General features: G+C 70.1%; 16 protein-coding genes and 1 other RNA gene. 14 read left to right on the forward strand and 3 right to left on the reverse strand.

Annotated features, from left to right (window positions below):
• The first annotated feature begins 2 nt into the window (after positions 1 to 2).
• The 8 genes from ftsX to AB1046_RS22645 all read left to right on the forward strand — a co-directional run bounded on the left by ftsX (position 3) and on the right by AB1046_RS22645 (position 9,169).
• Positions 3 to 914, forward strand: coding sequence for a permease-like cell division protein FtsX (gene ftsX / locus AB1046_RS22610; RefSeq protein ID WP_369371529.1), 912 nt, complete (start codon positions 3 to 5; stop codon positions 912 to 914).
• Positions 914 to 2,311 carry a peptidoglycan DD-metalloendopeptidase family protein gene (locus AB1046_RS22615; RefSeq protein ID WP_369371530.1) on the forward strand — a complete coding sequence of 466 codons (1,398 nt, stop codon included), beginning with the start codon at positions 914 to 916 and terminating at the stop codon, positions 2,309 to 2,311. The genes ftsX and AB1046_RS22615 overlap by 1 nt, the downstream gene beginning before the upstream one ends.
• Positions 2,312 to 2,413: 102 nt before the next feature.
• Positions 2,414 to 2,893: an SsrA-binding protein SmpB gene (gene smpB / locus AB1046_RS22620; protein ID WP_369371531.1), complete on the forward strand. Its 480-nt coding sequence runs from the start codon at positions 2,414 to 2,416 to the stop codon at positions 2,891 to 2,893.
• Positions 2,894 to 3,021: 128 nt separating this feature from the next.
• Positions 3,022 to 3,390: a transfer-messenger RNA gene (gene ssrA / locus AB1046_RS22625) on the forward strand.
• A 286-nt stretch (positions 3,391 to 3,676) separates the two neighbouring features.
• The gene (locus tag AB1046_RS22630) at positions 3,677 to 5,218 is read left to right on the forward strand and encodes a DUF222 domain-containing protein (protein ID WP_369375813.1); all 1,542 of its coding nucleotides are present in this window, start codon (positions 3,677 to 3,679) and stop codon (positions 5,216 to 5,218) included.
• A 111-nt stretch (positions 5,219 to 5,329) separates the two neighbouring features.
• Positions 5,330 to 7,324 carry a beta-N-acetylhexosaminidase gene (locus AB1046_RS22635; protein WP_369371532.1) on the forward strand — a complete coding sequence of 665 codons (1,995 nt, stop codon included), beginning with the start codon at positions 5,330 to 5,332 and terminating at the stop codon, positions 7,322 to 7,324.
• Between the two features lie 120 nt (positions 7,325 to 7,444).
• Positions 7,445 to 8,695 carry an alanine racemase gene (locus tag AB1046_RS22640; protein WP_369375815.1) on the forward strand — a complete coding sequence of 417 codons (1,251 nt, stop codon included), beginning with the start codon at positions 7,445 to 7,447 and terminating at the stop codon, positions 8,693 to 8,695.
• A 69-nt stretch (positions 8,696 to 8,764) separates the two neighbouring features.
• Positions 8,765 to 9,169 (forward strand): RidA family protein, encoded by a 405-nt coding sequence (locus AB1046_RS22645; protein ID WP_369371533.1) that lies wholly within the window; start codon positions 8,765 to 8,767, stop codon positions 9,167 to 9,169.
• Positions 9,170 to 9,178: 9 nt separating this feature from the next.
• Here the strand turns inward: AB1046_RS22645 and AB1046_RS22650 are convergent, their stop codons facing one another.
• Positions 9,179 to 10,009, reverse strand: coding sequence for a DUF4349 domain-containing protein (locus AB1046_RS22650; RefSeq protein ID WP_369371534.1), 831 nt, complete (start codon positions 10,007 to 10,009; stop codon positions 9,179 to 9,181).
• A gap of 448 nt (positions 10,010 to 10,457) precedes the next feature.
• Between AB1046_RS22650 and AB1046_RS22655 the strand changes: the two genes are divergently transcribed.
• The 6 genes from AB1046_RS22655 to nagB all read left to right on the forward strand — a co-directional run bounded on the left by AB1046_RS22655 (position 10,458) and on the right by nagB (position 16,706).
• Positions 10,458 to 11,636, forward strand: coding sequence for an ROK family protein (locus AB1046_RS22655; protein ID WP_369371535.1), 1,179 nt, complete (start codon positions 10,458 to 10,460; stop codon positions 11,634 to 11,636).
• A gap of 103 nt (positions 11,637 to 11,739) precedes the next feature.
• Positions 11,740 to 13,032 (forward strand): extracellular solute-binding protein, encoded by a 1,293-nt coding sequence (locus tag AB1046_RS22660; RefSeq protein WP_369371536.1) that lies wholly within the window; start codon positions 11,740 to 11,742, stop codon positions 13,030 to 13,032.
• Positions 13,033 to 13,169: 137 nt separating this feature from the next.
• Positions 13,170 to 14,117: a carbohydrate ABC transporter permease gene (locus tag AB1046_RS22665; protein WP_369371537.1), complete on the forward strand. Its 948-nt coding sequence runs from the start codon at positions 13,170 to 13,172 to the stop codon at positions 14,115 to 14,117.
• Entirely contained in the window at positions 14,114 to 14,968 is an 855-nt protein-coding gene (locus tag AB1046_RS22670; protein ID WP_369371538.1) for a carbohydrate ABC transporter permease, read from the forward strand. Before AB1046_RS22665 ends, AB1046_RS22670 begins: the two co-directional genes overlap by 4 nt.
• Positions 14,968 to 15,927 (forward strand): ROK family protein, encoded by a 960-nt coding sequence (locus AB1046_RS22675; RefSeq protein WP_369371539.1) that lies wholly within the window; start codon positions 14,968 to 14,970, stop codon positions 15,925 to 15,927. The genes AB1046_RS22670 and AB1046_RS22675 overlap by 1 nt, the downstream gene beginning before the upstream one ends.
• Positions 15,927 to 16,706: a glucosamine-6-phosphate deaminase gene (gene nagB / locus AB1046_RS22680; protein ID WP_369371540.1), complete on the forward strand. Its 780-nt coding sequence runs from the start codon at positions 15,927 to 15,929 to the stop codon at positions 16,704 to 16,706. The genes AB1046_RS22675 and nagB overlap by 1 nt, the downstream gene beginning before the upstream one ends.
• Positions 16,707 to 16,735: 29 nt before the next feature.
• On the opposite strand, the gene AB1046_RS22685 is transcribed toward nagB, so the two are convergent.
• Together AB1046_RS22685 and AB1046_RS22690 are read right to left on the reverse strand one after the other, a co-directional pair.
• Positions 16,736 to 17,998, reverse strand: coding sequence for a hypothetical protein (locus tag AB1046_RS22685; RefSeq protein ID WP_369371541.1), 1,263 nt, complete (start codon positions 17,996 to 17,998; stop codon positions 16,736 to 16,738).
• Positions 17,995 to 18,753, reverse strand: coding sequence for a C39 family peptidase (locus tag AB1046_RS22690; protein ID WP_369371542.1), 759 nt, complete (start codon positions 18,751 to 18,753; stop codon positions 17,995 to 17,997). Before AB1046_RS22690 ends, AB1046_RS22685 begins: the two co-directional genes overlap by 4 nt.
• Between the last annotated feature and the right edge of the window lie 96 nt (positions 18,754 to 18,849).

An 18,849-nucleotide genomic window follows, 5' to 3' on the forward strand; every position in this document is an offset into this window, starting at 1 on the left:
GCATGCGCTTCCAGTTCGTGCTGGGCGAGGTCGTCTCCGGCCTGCGCCGCAACACCACGATGGTCGTCGCCGTTGTGCTCGTGACGTTCGTGTCGCTGACCTTCGTGGGCGCCGCCGCCCTGCTGCAGTCCCAGATCGGCAAGCTCAAGGACGACTGGTACGACCTCGTCGAGGTATCCGTCTTCCTCTGCCCGCAGGGTTCGACGGCGCCGACGTGTGCCGCGGGCGAGGCCACCGAGCCGCAGATCGACCGGGTCGAGCAGATCATCGACACCGAGCTGTCCGGCGAGGTCAGCAGGGTCTACTTCGAGTCGAAGGAGCAGGCGTTCGACGCTTTCAGCGAGCGCTACCCCGACGGCTACCAGGGCACGCAGCTCACCGCCGAGGACATGCAGGCGTCCCTGCGGCTCAAGCTGACCGACGCCGAGCAGTTCGCCGTCGTGAGCGACGTCCTGTCCGGGCGGGACGGGGTGGAGATCGTCGAGGACCAGCGGGCGGTCTTCGAGCCGCTGTTCCGCACGCTCAACGTCGCCACCCTGCTCGCGGCCGGGCTGGCCGGCGTCATGCTGTTGGCCGCGGTGCTGCTGATCACCACCACCATCCGGCTGAGCGCCGTCTCGCGGCGCAAGGAGACCGAGATCATGCGCCTGGTGGGCGCGTCCAACCTGTTCATCCAGCTGCCGTTCCTGCTGGAGGGCGCGCTGGCGGCCGTGCTGGGCTCGTTGCTCGCCGGCGCCGGGCTGTGGCTCGCCGTGCGGTTCATGGTCAGCGACTGGCTCCAACGGTCGGTCGACTGGGTGGCCTACGTTTCGGAGGTCGACGTGCTCCGGGTCGCTCCGCTGCTCGTGGTGATGGCCGTGGCCCTGGCGGCGCTATCGTCCTTCTTCACCCTGAACCGGTATACGAGGATCTGATGTCGACTCCCCGAAGCCCCCTGGCTCTGCCCGACCGCCGCCGTCGCGGGCTGCGCGGCCGCTCGCCGCTTGCCGCGGTGCTCGCCCTGGTCCTCCTGCTGGGTGGTGCGACTGCCGGGTACGCCGACGACCTCGACGATCTGCGGGCCGCCGCCGAGCGCGAGCAGCAGGCCAAGGAGGACGAGCGCGAGGGCCTCGAGGCCGAGCTGGAGCATACGGACACGCAGCTGGCCGCCGCCGTCCTCGAGCTGGACGAGGTCGAGGGGCGCCTGCCGGTGGCGGAGGCGGAGCTCGCCGTCGCCGAGGCGGAGCTGGAGCGAGCCGAGCGCGAGGCGGCGATCCTCGCCCAGCGGCTCGCGGACGCCCAGGTGGAAGAGGCGAACGTCAGCCGGCAGCTCCAGGACGGCTCGGGCAAGGTCGACGGCGCCCGGGACGACATCGCGCAGATGGCCCGCGAGGAGTTCCGCGGCGCGGGGGACGCGTCGACGCTCGGCCTCGTGACCGGAGCCCAGAGCACCGAGGAGTTCATCAGCGGGTACTCGGTGTCGTCGTCGGCCGCGCGGATCCGGGCGCGCACGCTCGCCGAGCTGCAGGACGCCGAGGCGACCGCCCGCAACCTCCAGGCGCGGCTCACGGCGATCCGTGAGGTTGTCACGGAGCTCAAGGACCTGGCCGACGAGAACGTGCGCTCCAAGGAGCAGGCCCAGCGGGCCGCCGTCGAGCGCAGGGCCGAGATCCAGCGCCTGATCGCGGAGCAGGAGCGGCTCACCGTGCGCATCGAGCGGCGTAAGGACGCCGCTCTGGAGGGCATCCGGGAGAACGAGCAGGAGCTCAGCTCCATCGAGTCGGACCTCCAGGACATCATCAGCAGGCAGCGGGCGCGGGACGAGCGCCTTGCCCAGCAGCGGGCTGAGGAAGAAGCGGCGTCGGGCGGGTCGTCCGACGGGGGTTCCGGAGGCGGCGAAGCTCCGGCCGGCGAGTCGCCCGGCGGCAGCGTGTCGTTCCTCAGTTATCCGACGGCGAACCCGTTTGTCACCTCCTCCTACGGGATGCGGTTCCACCCCGTGCTCCAGTACTCCCGCCTGCACGCGGGTACCGACTTCCGGGCGTACTGCGGCACGCCGATCCTGGCCGTCGCCGACGGCACTGTGCTGTACGCGCGCACCCTCGCCGGCCTGGGCAACCAGGTGCTCATCGACCACGGCTACTCCTCGGGCGGCAGCAGCGTGATGACGAGCTCGAACCACCTGACGTCGTTCGCCGTCTCGTCGGGACAGCACGTCTCGCGCGGTGAGGTGATCGGCTACTCCGGCACCACCGGTACCTCGACGGCCTGCCACCTGCACTTCGAGCTGTACATCAACGGTTCGACCGTCGACCCGATGACCTGGCTGTGATCACGCGGTAAAAGCCTGGTCCACCCAGGTGAGGCGCGTAACCTAGGACGTCGCGCCGCCCGCACGGGGCAGGCTGTACCAGCAGACCCCGGAGGGAGACCCATGGCCAAGAAGAACGACGACCCGCGCAAGATCGTGGCGAACAACAAGAAGGCCCGTCACGACTACGTGATCGAGGACGTCTTCGAGGCCGGGCTCGTACTGTCGGGTACAGAGGTCAAGGCGCTGCGGATGGGGCGGGCGTCCCTCACGGACGGCTACGCCAACATCGATCGCGGCGAGGCGTGGCTCGAGAACGTGCACATCCCCGCGTACTTCCAGGGCACGTGGAACAACCACGCGCCGCGGCGCCGGCGCAAGCTCCTGATGCACCGCGAGGAGATCGACCGGCTGGCGTCGAAGTCCCGGGAGAAGGGGCACACCCTGATCCCGCTGTCGCTGTACTTCCTCGACGGCCGCGCCAAGGTCGAGATCGCGCTCGCGCGCGGCAAGAAGGAGTACGACAAGCGCCAGACGCTGCGTGAGCAGCAGGACATGCGCGAGGCGCAGCGGGCGATGCGGGCCAAGGAGATGCTCAGCTGACCTGCCGGGCTGACCTGTCGGCTCTGGACTGCTGTTAGCGAAATAACGTTCCTGTCTGGGGCGATGTGACCTAGACTGGTGACGTTCCGCACGGGTAGTACCCGGGTGGGGCAGTTGAAAACAACATAGGGGCTGATCGGTTTCGACGGTGGTCGTGCTTCGAGGAGAAGCGGGCCGAGGATGCAGGCTTATCTCGTAAACGATGCCTGCAAACACATAGTTGCCGATAACTCGCGCAACGAGTTCGCCCTCGCCGCCTGAGCGAGCCCGAACTCCGTCGGCCTGGGAAATGCTTCCGTCCCAGTAGCCGGCGTCATCTAGGAAGCCACTGCTCGTAGCTCTCGTCATCGGGGCTACGGGAACATTTAGATGGCTGGGCCTGTCCGCGAACGTGTCTGTGCGAGTGCGGGGGCCGAGAAAATCCATAGCAGACTGCGCCCGGAGAAGTACTGGAAAAGCGCCACCGGACCCGGGTTCGATTCCCGGCAGCTCCACCCCTATGTAGAAGGCCTCGCCGGCAACGGCGGGGCCTTCGTTGTTTCTGCGGCTCTGTCGCGTGGGTCAGGCGGAGCACTCGTCCCACGTTCTGCTATGAGCAGAGGTCGGTCGCTTCCCGAGGCGTATCGAACAGGTGTGCGATACGATGATGTCATGACGCGGACAGGTGAGGTGCCACCCAGAACGGCCGACGGGCACGACCCGTCCGTGCCGTTCGACGGCGTGCCCACCGGCGTGCCCACCGGCGCGGCCGAGGTGCGGGCGGTGCGCGAGCTGTTGGCGGGGATGATCCTGCCAGGCGGTACCGACACAACGTCCTCCGTGTCGAAGCAGGTGCAGGCCGAGTGGGTGGACCTGCTGGGTGAGCTGGAGGCCCTGAAGAATGCTGCGACGGCGACGCAGGCGCGGCTGGCTGTGGCACTGGAGGTGGCTACGAAGGCCGAGGAGGCCAGGCAGGGTGTTGGGGCGGTGCGGCGTGGTCGTGGTGTGCCGAGCCAGGTGGGTTTGGCGATGCGGTGCAGTCCGCATGCGGGTACCTCGTTCCTGGGTACCGCCCGGGTCTGGCTGACCGAGATGCCGCACACGTTCGACGCCCTGCGCACCGGGGTGCTGTCCCAGTGGCGCGCGACCCTGCTGGTGCGCGAGACCTCGCATCTCTCGACGGAGCACCGGGCGCGGATCGATGAGGAGGTCTGCGGGCCGGCGAACCTGGTCGTGCTGGCCCGGATGGGTACCCGGCGGCTGGTCGCCCGGATCAAGGAGCTGGCCGCCCAGCTCGACGTGCACGCGTGCGTGAAGCGCAACGCGCGAGCCGTATCGCAGCGGCGGGTCTCGGTGCGTCCCGCCCCGGACCTCATGGTGTACCTGACCGCACTGGTGCCCATGCAGCAGGGCATCCAGGCGTACGCCCAGCTCAAGGCACACGCGGATGCGACCAAGGCCACCGGTGACGAGCGCGGCACGGGGCAGATCATGGCGGACACCCTGATCGAACGGGTCACCGGCCGCGAACCCGGACACGCCGACGAGGTCCCGGTCACGATCAACCTCCTCGTCTCCGACGACACACTCCTGGCCGGCGGGGACAGCCCTGCCGTCGTTCTCGAGGGTGCCGCTGCAGGGGTAGGCACTGTTCCAGGCCCGGTGGTGCGGAACCTGGTCGCGCACGCGATCGACGCCGACGCCGCGTGGCTGCGCGCGATCTACGTCGACCCGAACGGCCGGCTGCTGGCCACGACGTCGACGTCACGGTTCTACCCCGATGGTCTGTCGGCGTTGCTGCGCGCCCGCGAACAGGGCATCTGCGCCACCTCCTGGTGCGACGCGCCCGTGCGGCATATCGACCATGTTGTTCCGCACGGCGAGGGCGGCGAGACCAGCCTGGCGAACGGGCAAGGCCTGTGTGCCCGGTGCAACCATGCGAAGCAGGCACCCGGATGGAGGCAGAAGGTCAACGAGATCGACGGTCGGCATGCAGTGGAGACGACCACCCCCACCGGGCACACTGCTGTCTCCGTTGTGCCCGCACCGCCCGAACCGGCCAAGCCCACCGGGCAATACTTCACGTCGATTGCGCCTCGGCCGACGGACCTTGTAAGTGAAGAAGTCCACGACACTGCCGGGCAACTGACACCGGCGTGGACCCCGGCCGTCGGCCTTGCGGGCCCCCGGCCGGGACATATCCCTCGCAGCCGGTACAGCATCGGCTGCACCGCCGCGCCCACCCGCAGCGCGATTGCCTACCGCCCACCTGGTCGGCGTGGACCCTCCCGCCACGGGCGCCGGCCACGGTCCCGACCCGATCTCGTCTGGGCACATACGCGCTGAGCCGGTTACCGCCACGAGCTAACCATCGCGGTGGCGCATCGGCGTGCCCGCCCTGTCGGCGCGACGGCGCGCTAGGGTGACGCCGTGCACGGCCCCGGAGATCCTGGCCTCGTGCCCGAGCCTGTGTCGACGCAGGTGTCGGGCGGCCCGGTGCTGCTCCTGGACGGCGCGCGAGTCGTGACCGACCCGGCCCTGCGCCCCGCTGCGCGCTGGTGGCGCCGGGTCACCGAGGAGGCCTTCGGTGTCGACCTGGTGCCTACGGCGACCGGGGTGAGCCCGGCCACCGTCGTCTTCGCGCTCGCGACCGACCTGCCCGCCGGGGGCTACCGGCTCGAAGTGCGCGCGGTGGCGCCCCGTCCTGAGCCTGTCGACGTGGCGGATGCCAGGCTCGCGGCCGGCAAGGCACCGGCCGGCAAGGCACCGGCTGGCAAGGCACCGGCTGGCAAGGCACCGGCTGGCAAGGCACCGGCCGGCAAGGCACCGGCCGGCATCGCGCCGGGAGCCGTGCGTATCGAAGCCGCCGATCTCGCCGGCGCGCACGCCGCTGCCCAGACCCTGCGTCAGCTCGCCGGACCAGCGGCCTACCGCCGCGCGCCTACGGCTGGGCCTCACACGGGCGACGCCCCGCCCCAGCTCATGCTTCCCGAGATACACATCGAGGACCACCCCCGCTTCACCTGGCGCGGTGTGCTGCTCGATGTCGCCCGCCATTTCCTGCCCAAGCACGACGTGCTGCGGTTCATCGACCTGGCCGCTGCCCACCGGCTGAACGTGCTGCAGCTGCACCTCACCGACGACCAGGGCTGGCGGGTGCAGGTCCACCGCTACCCGGAGCTGACGCGCACCGGTGCTTGGCGCCGCGAGTCCACGGTCGGCACCTGGCGCACCGGATCGAAGGACGGCCGCCCGCACGGCGGCTTCTACACGCAGGACGACCTGCGCGAGATCGTCGCCTACGCCCGCGACCGGGGTGTGACGGTGGTCCCGGAGATCGACGTGCCCGGCCACGTCGAGGCCGCCGTCGCCGCCTACCCGGAGCTCGGCACGCGCAAGGACCGCAGCGGCGTCCGCACCACCTGGGGCATCAGCCAGGACGTGCTGGACCCGTCCGAGGGTTCGCTCGCCTTCTTCCGGCACGTGCTGGACGAGGTGCTGGAGGTCTTCGAATCGCCGTACATCGGCCTCGGCGGCGACGAGGTGCCGCCCACTCTCTGGCGTGAGTCGCCCGCCATCGTCGAACGTGCCAAGGACCTGGGCCTGTTCGGGCCCGACGGCGCCCCCGACGCCGCGCAGCTGCACGGCTGGTTCATCGCCCGCCTGGCGGAGCACGTGTCCGCCGCCGGGCGTCGCGCCGTCGTCTGGGACGAGGCAGTCTCGCCCGGGCTGCCGCGCGACGTCATCGTGACGTCCTGGCGCGGTTACGCCCAGGGTGCCGCGGCGCTGGCGGCCGGGCACGACGTCGTCATGGCACCCGAGCAGGCCGTCTACCTGGACCACCGCGCGGGGGAGCACCCGGCGGAACCGATCCCGGTCGGCTTCCTCCGCACGATCGAGGACGTCTACTCCTTCGACCCCTTCCCGCCCGCCGTCCAGTCGTTGAGTGCAGGCCGGCAGGCCTCGACCCCACAGATAGCCGGCACTCAAAGACGGCCCGGGCGGCTGCTTGGAGCCCAGGCCGAGGTCTGGACCGAGCACCTCGACAGCGCGCGGCGCATCGACTACGCCGCCTTTCCCCGGCTCGCTGCTTTCGCCGAGGTCGTCTGGTCACCTCCGGCAGGCCGGGAGCCAGGCTCGGCGGCGTCCAAGGAGTTCCTGGACCGGCTGGAGCGGCGCCACCTGCCGCGGCTGGACGCGTACGGCGTCGAGTACCGACCGCTCTCCGGGCCGCACCCGTGGCAGACCCGCCCCGGCGTCCAGGGCTACCCGCGCGACCTGGCGGCGGAGACCGCCGTCGGGGGCTGGGCCGGGATCGGCGGCTGGCGGGAGGACGGCGGTGCGGAGAACCTCCCCGGATCCTCGCCGAGGGATGTAGGGCCCGACGGCGGTGAGCCCGACGGGGCGGACGATGTCGCGGAGAACCTCCCGGATCCCCGCCTGGGAACGTAGGGCCTGACAGGGGCCGGGTCGGACGGCAGGCCAGAGCGGGCCCGGGCGCGGCGGCCCGATTCCGGCGGCCCCGAGCCCGGCAAGAGACGAAGTCGTCCGTTGCCCAGGTCGCACGGCAAGATGGGGCTTGTGCTGCATATTGACGACTCCGCCTACTCCTGGCCGCTGCTGACGCTCGACGAGTCCGCGCTGGACCACAACATCGCGACAGTGGCCGGCGCCTTCGCCGCCGCAGGCGTGGAGCACGCGCCGCACGTGAAGACGCACATGTCCCGCGCGATCTGGGAGCGGCAGGCGGTGGCCGGAGCGTGGGGCGCCACCGTGGCTACGCCCGCGCAGCTCCGGGCGGCGCTCGGCTGGGGCGTCCCGGGCGCAGGTCGCCGCGTGTTCCTCGCGAACGAGCTGGTGGACCCGCGCGAGATCGCGTGGCTCCGCACCGCACTCTCGGACGGTACCGCCGACGAGGTCTGGGTGTACGTCGACTCCGCGCGGGGTGTGGACCTGCTCGCGGACGGTTTCGCGGGCGCCGCGCCGGAGACCGCCGCGCGGCTCGGCGTGCTCGTCGAGCTCGGCGTCCCCGGCGGCCGCACGGGCGTACGCACCGTGCCCGACGCCGTAGCGCTCGCCGGCCAGGTGCCCAACGCCGGCCTTCGGCTGGTCGGTGTCGCCGGTTACGAGGGGCCGGTGGCGGGCGGCACCAGCGAGGAGGAGCTGGCCGCCGTCGGGCGGTGGTGCGACGGGCTGCGGGAGGTGGGTGCCCAGATCGCGGGCCTCGTCGACGGCCCCGTGGTGCTGAGCGCGGGTGGCAGCGCCTTCGCCGACGTCGTGACCGGGCACCTCGCTCTCCCGGTCCGGGACGCGGCCGGCAACAGCGTGCCGACCCGGGTCATGCTGCGGTCCGGCGCGTACGTGACGCACGATCACGGCCACTACCTGCACGCCGACCCGTGGACGCGGATGGGTGTCGGGCCGCTGCGCCCGGCCATCACGGTCTGGGCCTCGGTGCTCTCCGCGCCCGAGCCCGGGCTGGTCATCTGCGGCCTGGGCCGCCGGGACGTGTCGTTCGACATCGACCTGCCGACGCCGCTCGTGCTGCGCTCCCCCGACGACGCCGGGCGCCTGGGCGAGGGCCGCGACCTGGCCGGCGTGCGCGTGACCGCGCTCAACGACCAGCACGCCTACCTCTCGATCGACCCGGGGGTCGACCCCGCCGTCGGCCCCACCATCGAATCCGGCGTCGACAGCGCGATCGAGCCCGGTGACGTGATCGGGTTCGGGATCTCGCACCCCTGCACCACGCTGGACAAGTACCGGACCGCCCTGGTGACCCGCGGCGACGACGTCGTCGAGCAGATCACCCTCGACTTCTGACAGAGCTCCCGACCCGGCTTTCGATGCAGAGCACCAGGTCCAGAGCACCATCCGAGCAAGGAGAACCCGATGACCGCGAAGACCGCCCTCTCGACCCCGGACGCCCCCGCGCCCGCGCACACGTTCCACCAGGGCGTGCGCAAGGGGCCGTTCGTCCAGGTGTCGGGGCAGGGCCCCGTGGACCCGGCGACGGGGGAGTACGTGCACGCGGGCGACGTCGCCGCGCAGACCACCCGCACGCTTGAGAACGTGCGAGCCATCGTGGAGGCCGGCGGCGCGACGTTCGACGACGTCGTGATGCTGCGGGTCTACCTCACCAAGCGCGAGGACTTCGGAGCCATGAACGAGGCCTACGGCGAGTTCGTGACGAAGCACTGCCCGGGCGGCGTGCTGCCCAGCCGGACCACCGTGATGGTGGGCCTGCCGCGCGAGGAGATGCTGGTGGAGATCGACGCCCTCGCCATCACCGACTGACCGGGCGGGTCAGTCGGCGGGGGCCGGCTCCGGCTCGGCGGGCGACGTCGGCCCGCCGGGACGGGCCTTGGCGATCTGCCTGCGGACGCCGATCACCGCGAGCAGCACCAGGCCGGCCACCGCGAGCCACGGGATGATCGCGCCGAGCACGAGGACTATCACGTTGAACGTGCTGACCAGCGCGCTCCACCCCGCGGTCAGGCCGCCGAGGAACCCGCCGGGCTGCGCCTGGGCCGCAGGGGTACCTTCCGCAACGATCTCGACGTGCAGGGTGGACATCGCCACCTCGTCCGAGAGCCGGTTCCGCTCCGCGACCCGGGAGTCCAGCTCGGCCTGACGGGTGGAGAGCTCCGCCTCGATCTCGATGAGGTCGGAGGTCTGGTCGGCGTCGGCCATGAGCTCGCGCAGCCGGTCGGTCGAGGTGCGCAGCGCCGCGATGCGCGCGTCGAGGTCCTGCGCGGTGCCGGTGACGTCCACCGTCTCGACGTGGCGGTTACGCATCTCACCGAGCTGGTCGAGGGCGTCGAGCGTGGCCGACACCCGGTCGGCGGGGATGCGGAGCGTCATCGACGCGCTGCCCGGCTCGTTGTCGGTGGCAGCGAGCTCGTCGCGTGCCTCGACGCGGCCGCCGGCCTCCTCCACGAGGCGGGCGATCTGCTCCGCGGCATCGAACGGGTCTGCCACCGCGAGCGTCGCGCTGCCGGTGGTGATGAGCTCGCGGTCCACCGCCTCTTCCGGAGCCTCGGGGAGGCCAACGGCGCCCGCGGCGTCGGCGGCGCCCTCGTCCGCGTACCCCGGTGCGACGGCCTCGCTGCGCTCAGCCCCGCCGTCGGCGGCCATATCAGCACCGCCCGCGCCGTCTCCCGAACATGCCGCGAGGGCGACGACGAGGGTCGCCCCGACGACCGTCGCCAGGAGGGCTTGGACAAGTCGGCTCGCGGGCGGGCCCACGTCCCCCCTGGCTGACCGGTTGCGCTTCATGGGATGAGAGTAGGAGGCGCACGGGGCAGGAACTCACCTCACCCGAGAACCGTGATCCCTTTGTGAACTTGTAGCCCCCGTGACCGGTTTTTTCTTGGGTTTTGCGCGGTTTTTGATCACGCTACGGTCACGCCGTGCTCGGCGGGCCGAGGTGGGGCAGGCTCGGATTCGTCAGGCACGTGAAGTAATCCGGATACATCGAGCAGAGAGCGTCCGAGCGCGGGGCAACGTGACCCACGTAACAGTCTTGTTACGGGTCATACCCGGCAATGGACAACATCTCTGTTAAGGAGGTCTACTAACAAACATGGCGACGGCGACAGGACGCAGCGGTACCGGGCGAGAGCTCGGCGCACGGCTGCGCGCGACGTCCAAGGTGCTCCCCGAGCACGCCAGGGCGCACAACCGGTCCCTGGTGCTGCAGCACCTTTTCCACGAGGGGCCCACCTCCCGGGCCGACCTCGCACGAGCCACCTCGCTCACCCGCGTCACGATCTCGGACCTGGTCTCGGTGCTCATCACCGAGGGCCTGGTCGAGGAGCTCGGCACGCGTCCCGGCCAGCGCGTCGGCAAGCCCGCGATCCTGGTTGGCCTGCGCACTGACGCCTACCAGATCGTGGCGGTGGACCTCACGGAGCACGGCCGCATGCGCGGCGCGGTCCTGAGCCTCACGGGCGAGATAGTGGTGCGTCGGCAGCTCGACATCGACGGGCGCACGGGCGACGAGCTGGTGGACCTGTTGACCCGCTTCGTCCGCCGGCTCGTGGCCGCGGCGAACCACCCGGTGATCGGCGTCGGCGTGGGCTCGCCCGGCATCATCGACCTGTACGGCCGGGTCGTCGAGGCGCCTAACCGTGGCTGGTACGACGTCCCGCTGGCCGAGATCCTGGGCGAGCGCATGGGCCTGCCCGTGCACGTCGCGAACGACGCCAACACGGCGGCGCTCGGCGAGTTCACCTACGGGGGCGCCAGCTCCGCGATGCTCGTGGTCACCATCGGCGCGGGTGTGGGCGCCGGCGTGGTGGCCGACGGCGTGCGGCTGCACGGTCACGCCGATGCCGCGGGCGAGATCGGCCACGTCACCGTGGTCGACGACTCCTCGACCGGCTCGGGACGGCAGGCCGAGGACTGTGCTTGCGGGCGCCGCGGCTGCCTCGAGACCGTCCTGTCCGTGCCGGCGCTGCGGCGCGCGGTCGCTGGCAAGAACAGCCAAGATTCCGACGCCGCACTGGCGTCGGCAGGCCGGGTGCTGGGTGTCACGCTCGCCCCGGTCGTCAGCGCGCTCAACCTTACGGAGGTGCTGCTGAGCGGTCCGCGCGACCTGCTCGACGGCCCCCTTCGCGAGGCTGCGCTGGACACCATCCGACAGCGCACCATGCCGGCCATCAACTCTGGCCTGCAGCTGCGGATGGCCGCGCTCGACGAGGACGTGGTGCTGGCGGGCGCCGCCGTTCTCGTGCTTTCCGCCCAGCTGGGGGTCTCGTGAGCATCAATGCGCACGTGTCGGCGGTAGGCAGCTCATCGAGTTCACCATGCACCGACTTTCATCAGGCCTGCGACGCATTGTCGCTTCCCGGGAGGAACCCCAAGTGAACAAGAACCGTCTCGTCGGCGCTGCGGCGTCGGCGATCACCCTGACCCTCGCGCTCAGCGCGTGCGGTAACGCAGGCGGCACCCCCGCCGCCGAGGAGACCGGACCCGGCGAGGTCCGGGTCTGGATCGTCGGCTCCGACACGCCCGTAGAGGCCCGCGACTACCTGACGCAGACCTTCGAGGAGGAGAACCCCGGCAGCACCCTCGTCATCGAGGAGCAGGCCTGGGAGGGCCTCGTCGACAAGTACACGACGGCGCTGTCCGGCTCGGACTCCCCCGACGTGGTCGAGATCGGCAACACGCAGGCCGCCGCGTTCACCTCGGCGGGCTACTTCCGCGAGATCACCGCGGACGAGTTCGAGTCCCTGGGCGGCTCCGACCTGATCCCCGGCTTCGTCGAGGCCGGCGACTGGGAGGGCGCGCACTACGCCCTGCCCTACTACTCGGGCTCGCGCGTCGTCTTCTACTCCGAGCAGGTCCTCGGCGACACCCCGGTGCCGACCACGCTGGACGAGTACGTCGAGACCGCCGTCGACCTGCGGACAGACGACTTGTCCGGCGTCTACTGGCCCGGCCAGGACTGGTACAACGCCCTGCCCTTCATCTGGGAGAACGGCGGCTTCATCGCCGAGCAGGCCGAGGACGGCACGTGGGAGGCCGGCTTCTCCTCCGAGGGCGGCATCGCGGGCCTGGAGCAGATCCAGACCATCATGACCGAGGGTAACAACGCCCCGGCCGACGCCAACGAGACGGACCTTCAGGTCCCGTTCTGCGAGGGTGCTGTCGGGTTCCTCTCCGCGCCGAGCTGGATCCAGTGGTCCATCAACGCTCCCGAGGAGCCCGAGGACCCCGAGGGTGTGCCGGGCTGCGCCTCGACGTACGGCTCGGACCTCCAGGCCATCGCCCTGCCGGGCAAGGACGGCGGCGCGGCCCAGGTGTTCGCCGGCGGCTCGAACCTCGCCATCGCGCAGAACTCGGCCCGTCCGGACCTCGCGCTGAGCGCCTACGAGATCATGCTCAGCGACGAGTACCAGACCATCCTCGCGGGTGCTGGCCTGTTCCCGGCCAAGACCTCGCTGTTCGAAGCGGTGGACCAGTCCACGTCGATCGGTGTGGCCGCTGCTGAGGCCGCCGCCAACGCCAGGCTCACCCCGGCGTCGCCGAACTGGGCCGACGTCGAGTCCCAGATGCTGCTGCAGACCGCCTTCACGAAGATCGCCTCCGGCGAGGACGTGCAGGCCGTGGCCGAGCAGCTCGACACGGACATCGAAGAGATCCTCAACGGCTGACCTGAGGTCAGCGCAAGACATCCCGTCCCGCCCGGTGACCCAGACAACCCGGGCGGGACGGGACACCACTGCCCGCCTGATGCTCGCGGCCGCTCTTCCAGGGGAGGGGCTCCGGCCGCCTCCGAGGAAGACAGGACATGAGCACCACACTTCTTGATCCACCGGCGCCACCGCGCCAAGAGACCCGGCAGCGGCGCCGGCCGTCCTACGTGCCCTGGCTCCTGCTCTCGGCCACGATGGTCATCCTCGGTGTGCTCACCGGCTACCCCCTGCTCCGCCTGGTCGTCATGTCGTTCCAGGAGTACGAGCGCGCCCAGCTCATGGGCCAGCCCGCCGAGTGGGTCGGGTTCGACAACTACGCGGCGATCCTGACCGACGTCGAGGGCTTCTGGGCCGTGCTGGCCCGCAGCCTCGTGCTCATGGTCGTCCTCGTGGTCGTGACGATGGTGATCGGCATGCTCGTGGCGCTGCTCATGATCCGCGTCGGAAAGGGCATGCGGCTGCTGATGTCCGTCGGCCTGCTGCTGGCGTGGGCCATGCCGTCGCTGGCCGCGACCACCGTCTGGGGCTGGGTCTTCGACACGCAGTACGGCGTGGTCAACAACCTGCTCACCGCGATCACCGGGGACCGCTGGTTCGGCTACTCCTGGCTGATCAACCCGTGGGCGTTCTTCCTGATCCTGACCTGCATCGTCGTGTGGGGCGCCGTGCCGTTCGTCGCCTTCACGCTGTACGCGGGCCTCACGCAGATCCCGGAGGAGGTCATGGAGGCCGCGCAGCTCGACGGCGCGAGCGCGTTCCAGCGCCTCCGGCTCATCCAGGTGCCGTACATCCGCGGCATCATCACGGTGCTCGTGGTGCTGTCGATGATCTGGGACCTGAAGCTCTTCACGCAGGTGTTCATCCTGCAGGACATCGGCGGCAACCGTGAGCTGACCAGCACCATCGGCGTCTACATCTACCAGGTGGGTATGGCCCAGGGGCACTACGGGGTGGCGAGCGCGATCGGCGTCGTCTTCCTGATCATCATGCTGGCCATCTCGTTCCCCTATGTGCGGCGCACGCTGCGGGAGGAAGTCCAGTGATCAAGATCCGCAAGCGTCTTGCCGACACCGGGTTCGGTTTCCTGGCCATCATCGTCTTCGTGTTCTCGGCCTTCCCCGTGTACTGGATGGTCAACACGTCGTTCCTGCCGAACAACCGGATCCGCGGCGAGAACCTGTCGTTCTTCCCGACGCCGGACGTGTTCACGCTGAACAACTACCGCGCGGCGATGTTCGGCGAGGAGCGGGCGCCGTTCCCGCCGGCCGTCGTCAACTCCATCGGGGTCACGTTCCTGACCGTGGTCATCGCCCTGGTCGTGGGTTTTGCCGCGGCGCTCGCTCTGACCCGGTTCAACTTCAAGGGCCGCCGCACCTTCATCCTGATGATCCTGGTGGTCCAGATGATCCCCGGAGAGGCGATGATCATCTCGCTGTTCCGGATCATCGACGGCTGGCTCCTGCTCAACACGATCATCGGCCTGACGCTCGTGAACATCGTCGGCGTGCTCCCGTTCACGATCTGGACGCTGCGCGGATTTGTGAACGGTGTACCCAAGGAGCTGGAGGAGGCGGCGATGATCGACGGGTGTTCTCGGTCCAGCGCGTTCTGGCGCATCACGTTCCCGCTGCTCGCCCCGGGCCTGGTGGCCACGGGCGTGTTCGCCTTCATCCAGGCGTGGAACGAGTTCGTCATGGCGCTGGTGATCATGCAACGGCCTGACGCGATGACGCTGCCGCTGTGGCTGCGTACGTTCGTGCAGGCCACACAGGCTACGAACTGGGGTGCGGTTATGGCGGCGGCGGTTCTTATTGCGATCCCCGTGGTGATCTTCTTCCTGATCGTCCAGGGTCGGATGACCGGTGGTCTGGTCTCCGGCGCGGTGAAGGGCTGATGGTTAACAAGAGCGAGTACACGGTCGGCCTCGACATCGGCGGCACCAAGATCCTTGGCGCGCTACTCGACCCGGCGGGCGAGGTGGTCGCCACGGTGCGCCGGTCCACGGTGCACGGCGCCGATGGGCTTGTCGCGGGTGCGGCGCAGGCGGTGCGCGACGTCGCCGAGTCCGGCGGGGTGGCCCTCACGGCCGTGGCCGGCGTAGGGCTGGGGATCCCCGGCATCGTCGACCACCGTTCCGGCACGGTGAAGCACGCGGTCAACCTCGGTGTGCACGACGACGAGCTCCCGCTCGCCGACCTGCTGTCCGCTGAGCTGGGCGGTGTGCCCGTGGTGGTCGAGAACGACCTCAACGTGGCCGCCGTCGGCGCCGCGCACGTGCTGGAACGGTCGGACGACCAGGCGAGCGGGGCCCGTGAGCACGAGGACCTTGCGTTCCTCGCGCTCGGCACGGGCCTGGCGTCCGGCCTGGTCCTGGACGGGCAGCTGCGCCGCGGCGCGAGCGGCGCAGCGGGCGAGATCGGGCACGTTCCCGTGGACCCGCTCGGGCCGGAGTGCCCGTGCGGGCAGCGCGGCTGCCTGGAGCGGTTCGCCTCGGGCAAGGCGTTGGAGGCGGCCTGGCCGTCGCGGCACGGCAAGCCGGCGCCGGTCGAGCTGTTCGAGGCGGCTCGGGCGGGCGACGAGGAAGCGATAGCGGTCAAGGACCGGTTCGCCGACGCGACCGCCTCGGCCGTGCGGCTGCTGGTGCTGACCACCGACGTGCGGCACGTGGTGCTCGGGGGCGGCGTCGCGCAGCTCGGCACGGAGCTGCTGGACGCCGTGCAGGACGCACTGCGCGAGCAGGCCAAGGTGTCGCAGTTCCTCGGGTCGCTCAAGCTGGCGGACCGGGTAAGGCTTGCGCCGACCCACGTTCCGGTCGCGGCCGTGGGAGCCGCTGTCCTCGGGAGGAGAAGCTGATGGAGGTAGTGATCGCGCCGGCCGACGAGCTGGCCCGGCTGGCGGCAGACGCCGTCGAAGGACTGCTGCGTGCCGAACCCGAGACGGTGCTGGGTCTGGCCACCGGGTCCTCGCCGCTGGCCGTGTACGACGAGCTGGCCCGTCGGCACAAGGACGGGCTCTCGTTCGCGCATGCCCGGGCGTTCATGCTCGACGAGTACGTGGGCCTGTCCGCCGACCACCCTGAGCGGTACCGCAACGTGATCGAGAAGGAGTTCGCCGCGCGCGTCGATCTCGCCCCGGGCGCGGTCCAGGGCCCGGACGGGCTCGCCGAGGACCTGCCGGCGGCCTGCGCCGCCTACGAGCAGGCGATCGCCGACGCCGGGGGCGTGGACCTGCAGCTGCTGGGCATCGGGACCGACGGGCACATCGCGTTCAACGAGCCCGGCTCCTCCCTCGCCTCCCGGACGAGGATCAAGACCCTGACGAAGCAGACCCGCGAGGACAACGCACGGTTCTTCGGCGGGTCCGTCGACGACGTGCCGCGGCACTGCCTCACGCAGGGCCTGGCCACGATCATGTCGGCGCGGCACCTGGTGCTGCTTGCCTCCGGCCGGGCGAAGGCCGAGGCGGTGCACCAGCTCGTGGAGGGCCCGATCTCCGCGATGTGGCCGGCCACCATCATGCAGATGCACCCGCACGCCACGGTCCTGGTCGACGACGCGGCGGCATCCCGCCTCCAGCTCGGCGACTACTACCGCCAGACCTACGCCGACAAGCCGGACTGGCAGGGCCTCTGACCTGACCCGCGGCGACCTGACCCGCGGCGCTAGCTCCAGCGCGTGATCACGGTCTCGTTGCGTCCGTCCGCGCCCGACTGGCCCCAGGCGACGTAGTCGCCGCCGCAGTACGTCCCGCCGAAGCTGTTCGGCGTCTCGACCGAGGCCAGCTGGCCGGATGCGATGTTGTACACCATGCGCCGGACCGCGGTCGAGGCCTGGTCCCTCAGCGCCCAGACGACTCGTCCGTCGCACACGCTGAGCTCGCTGACAACAAGATCCTCGTCGGTGGGGATCCGAACGGCCAGGTCCGCGTCTGCTGACAGCACGTGGACCGCGCCGTCCAGCACGAAGGCGTAGTGCGCCCCGGAACCGGCCAGGTTCGACGGGAACCAGTTGTCGTTCGTGTCCGACGAGAACGAGACCAGCTCCTGCTTTGACCCGTCCGGGCGCAATAGCGTGACACCGGCAATGCCGCGCGGGTCCTGGGTCTGTTCCGGCGAGTCCGTTCCTTCGGTGGTCTCGTCGGTCATGCGGAATACGACAACACCCTGGTCCACCGGTTGCGGGTCGCCGGTCAGATCAAGCTCGTCGCGGACCTCTGTCTGCCCGAGCCCTACTGACACCAGCCTGGTGCGGTAGGACTCGTCGTCGCGGCGGTAGGCCGTCTTCCAATAGATCCGGTCGTTGGAGATCACCGGTCGGGAGTCTCCCGCGACGATCGGAAGGTTGTCCTGCCCGGCGACCTTCTCGGACGTCGCAACCAGCTCGGGACTTCCATCGCCGTGCAGGTCTCGACGGAAGATCCGCCAGTCGGAGACGGCGAGGTCGGCGCTCTCGGTCTCTACCCAGACGGCGTCCGTGTCGGTCAGCTCGCCCCCGTACGACTGACGGGGCCTGTCTCCTTCCACCAGAGCCGTGGTGTCTCCCAGCTCGGTGAACCCGCCATCACGCCACAGCTCGATGATGCCAGGTTCTTTCATCCCGTTGGTCTCGGGGTCGTACGCGGACTCGCTGGTGTGGTCTACGAGTGCACGGCCCTCGTCGTCGATGGCCAGCACGTTGTAGATCTCACCGGGCTCGGACGGGGAGATCGTGCCCACCACCGAGTAGTCGTCGGCGGTCGCTTCGCGAGGGTTCTCGATCTGCGTGAAGTCGATCGGTTCCTGGTCGCCGGTCAGGACGGCCTGCGGGGCGATCGACGCAGAGCTCGGGTCGGGCGGTGGTGACCAGGAGCATGCGGCGCACGCCGCCAGGACCATGGCCAGAGCCACGGAACCGGCGGCGCGCGACCGGAGATCCTGACTTCTCACCAGGCGATCCCGTTGGACTGGAGGTAGACGGCCATGCCGGTCGTGCTGAGGGCGAAGGTGGGTTCGGCGTCCGGGTAGTAGCTTGTCGCCGGGTCCATGAACTGCAGTGTCGAACCGGCGTTGCTGTAGCCGTTACCAACGATCCAGTGGCCGATCGTCCGGTCCACCGGGTGACCGTTGTAGTGCTGTCCGCCGGCGAACTCGACGGTGTCCAGCGCCACGGGATAGAGGGCGTTCAAGGAATCCACCATGGCTCCCTTGAGCGTCGTGGCGCTCGGGGCCTGCACCTGCTGGTACTGCGCGGTGGCCAACGCCTTGTTCAGGCCCACGGTCATGAGTCCGCTGGCCCAGGTCGTCGCGCCGTTCTCCTCGGTCTTCAGGTACTCCACCCGCGCCATGGTCGTCTGGGTGTGCGTCTTCCCCTTGTACTTGACGATCATCGACGCCGTCGCCGGACCGCACCAGTACGACTTCGCCTGGGCCTGGTGGACGGTGGGCAGCAGCAGCGTGTCAGGCACAGCGGACACGGCCGACAGCGCGTACGGGCTGCTGAGGGCAGCACGAGTGGAGCTCGCCAGTGCTGGGTTCACCTTGCTGAGCTTCGCGAGCTCGGCCTCGATCTGCAATTTCTCCGAGGCAGTGAGCCCGGGGAGCGAAGCGGCGGTGATCAGCGCGTGGGCGACCTGCTCCTGCGCGGCAGGGTCGCTGAGCGGGATCCGGTCTTCGGATGCCGTGACGTCAAGAGCGTCTCGCACCAGGGCATCGTCAGCGGATGCGACAGGCGCGCTACCAAGCCCCAAGACCAGGACGGCCGCAAGAGTTATGGCCGAGCGTCTCGCGTACGTGTTTGT

Origin of the sequence: Promicromonospora sp. Populi (assembly GCF_041081105.1) — a bacterium.
In the GTDB taxonomy this organism is placed as follows: Bacteria; Actinomycetota; Actinomycetes; order Actinomycetales; family Cellulomonadaceae; genus Promicromonospora.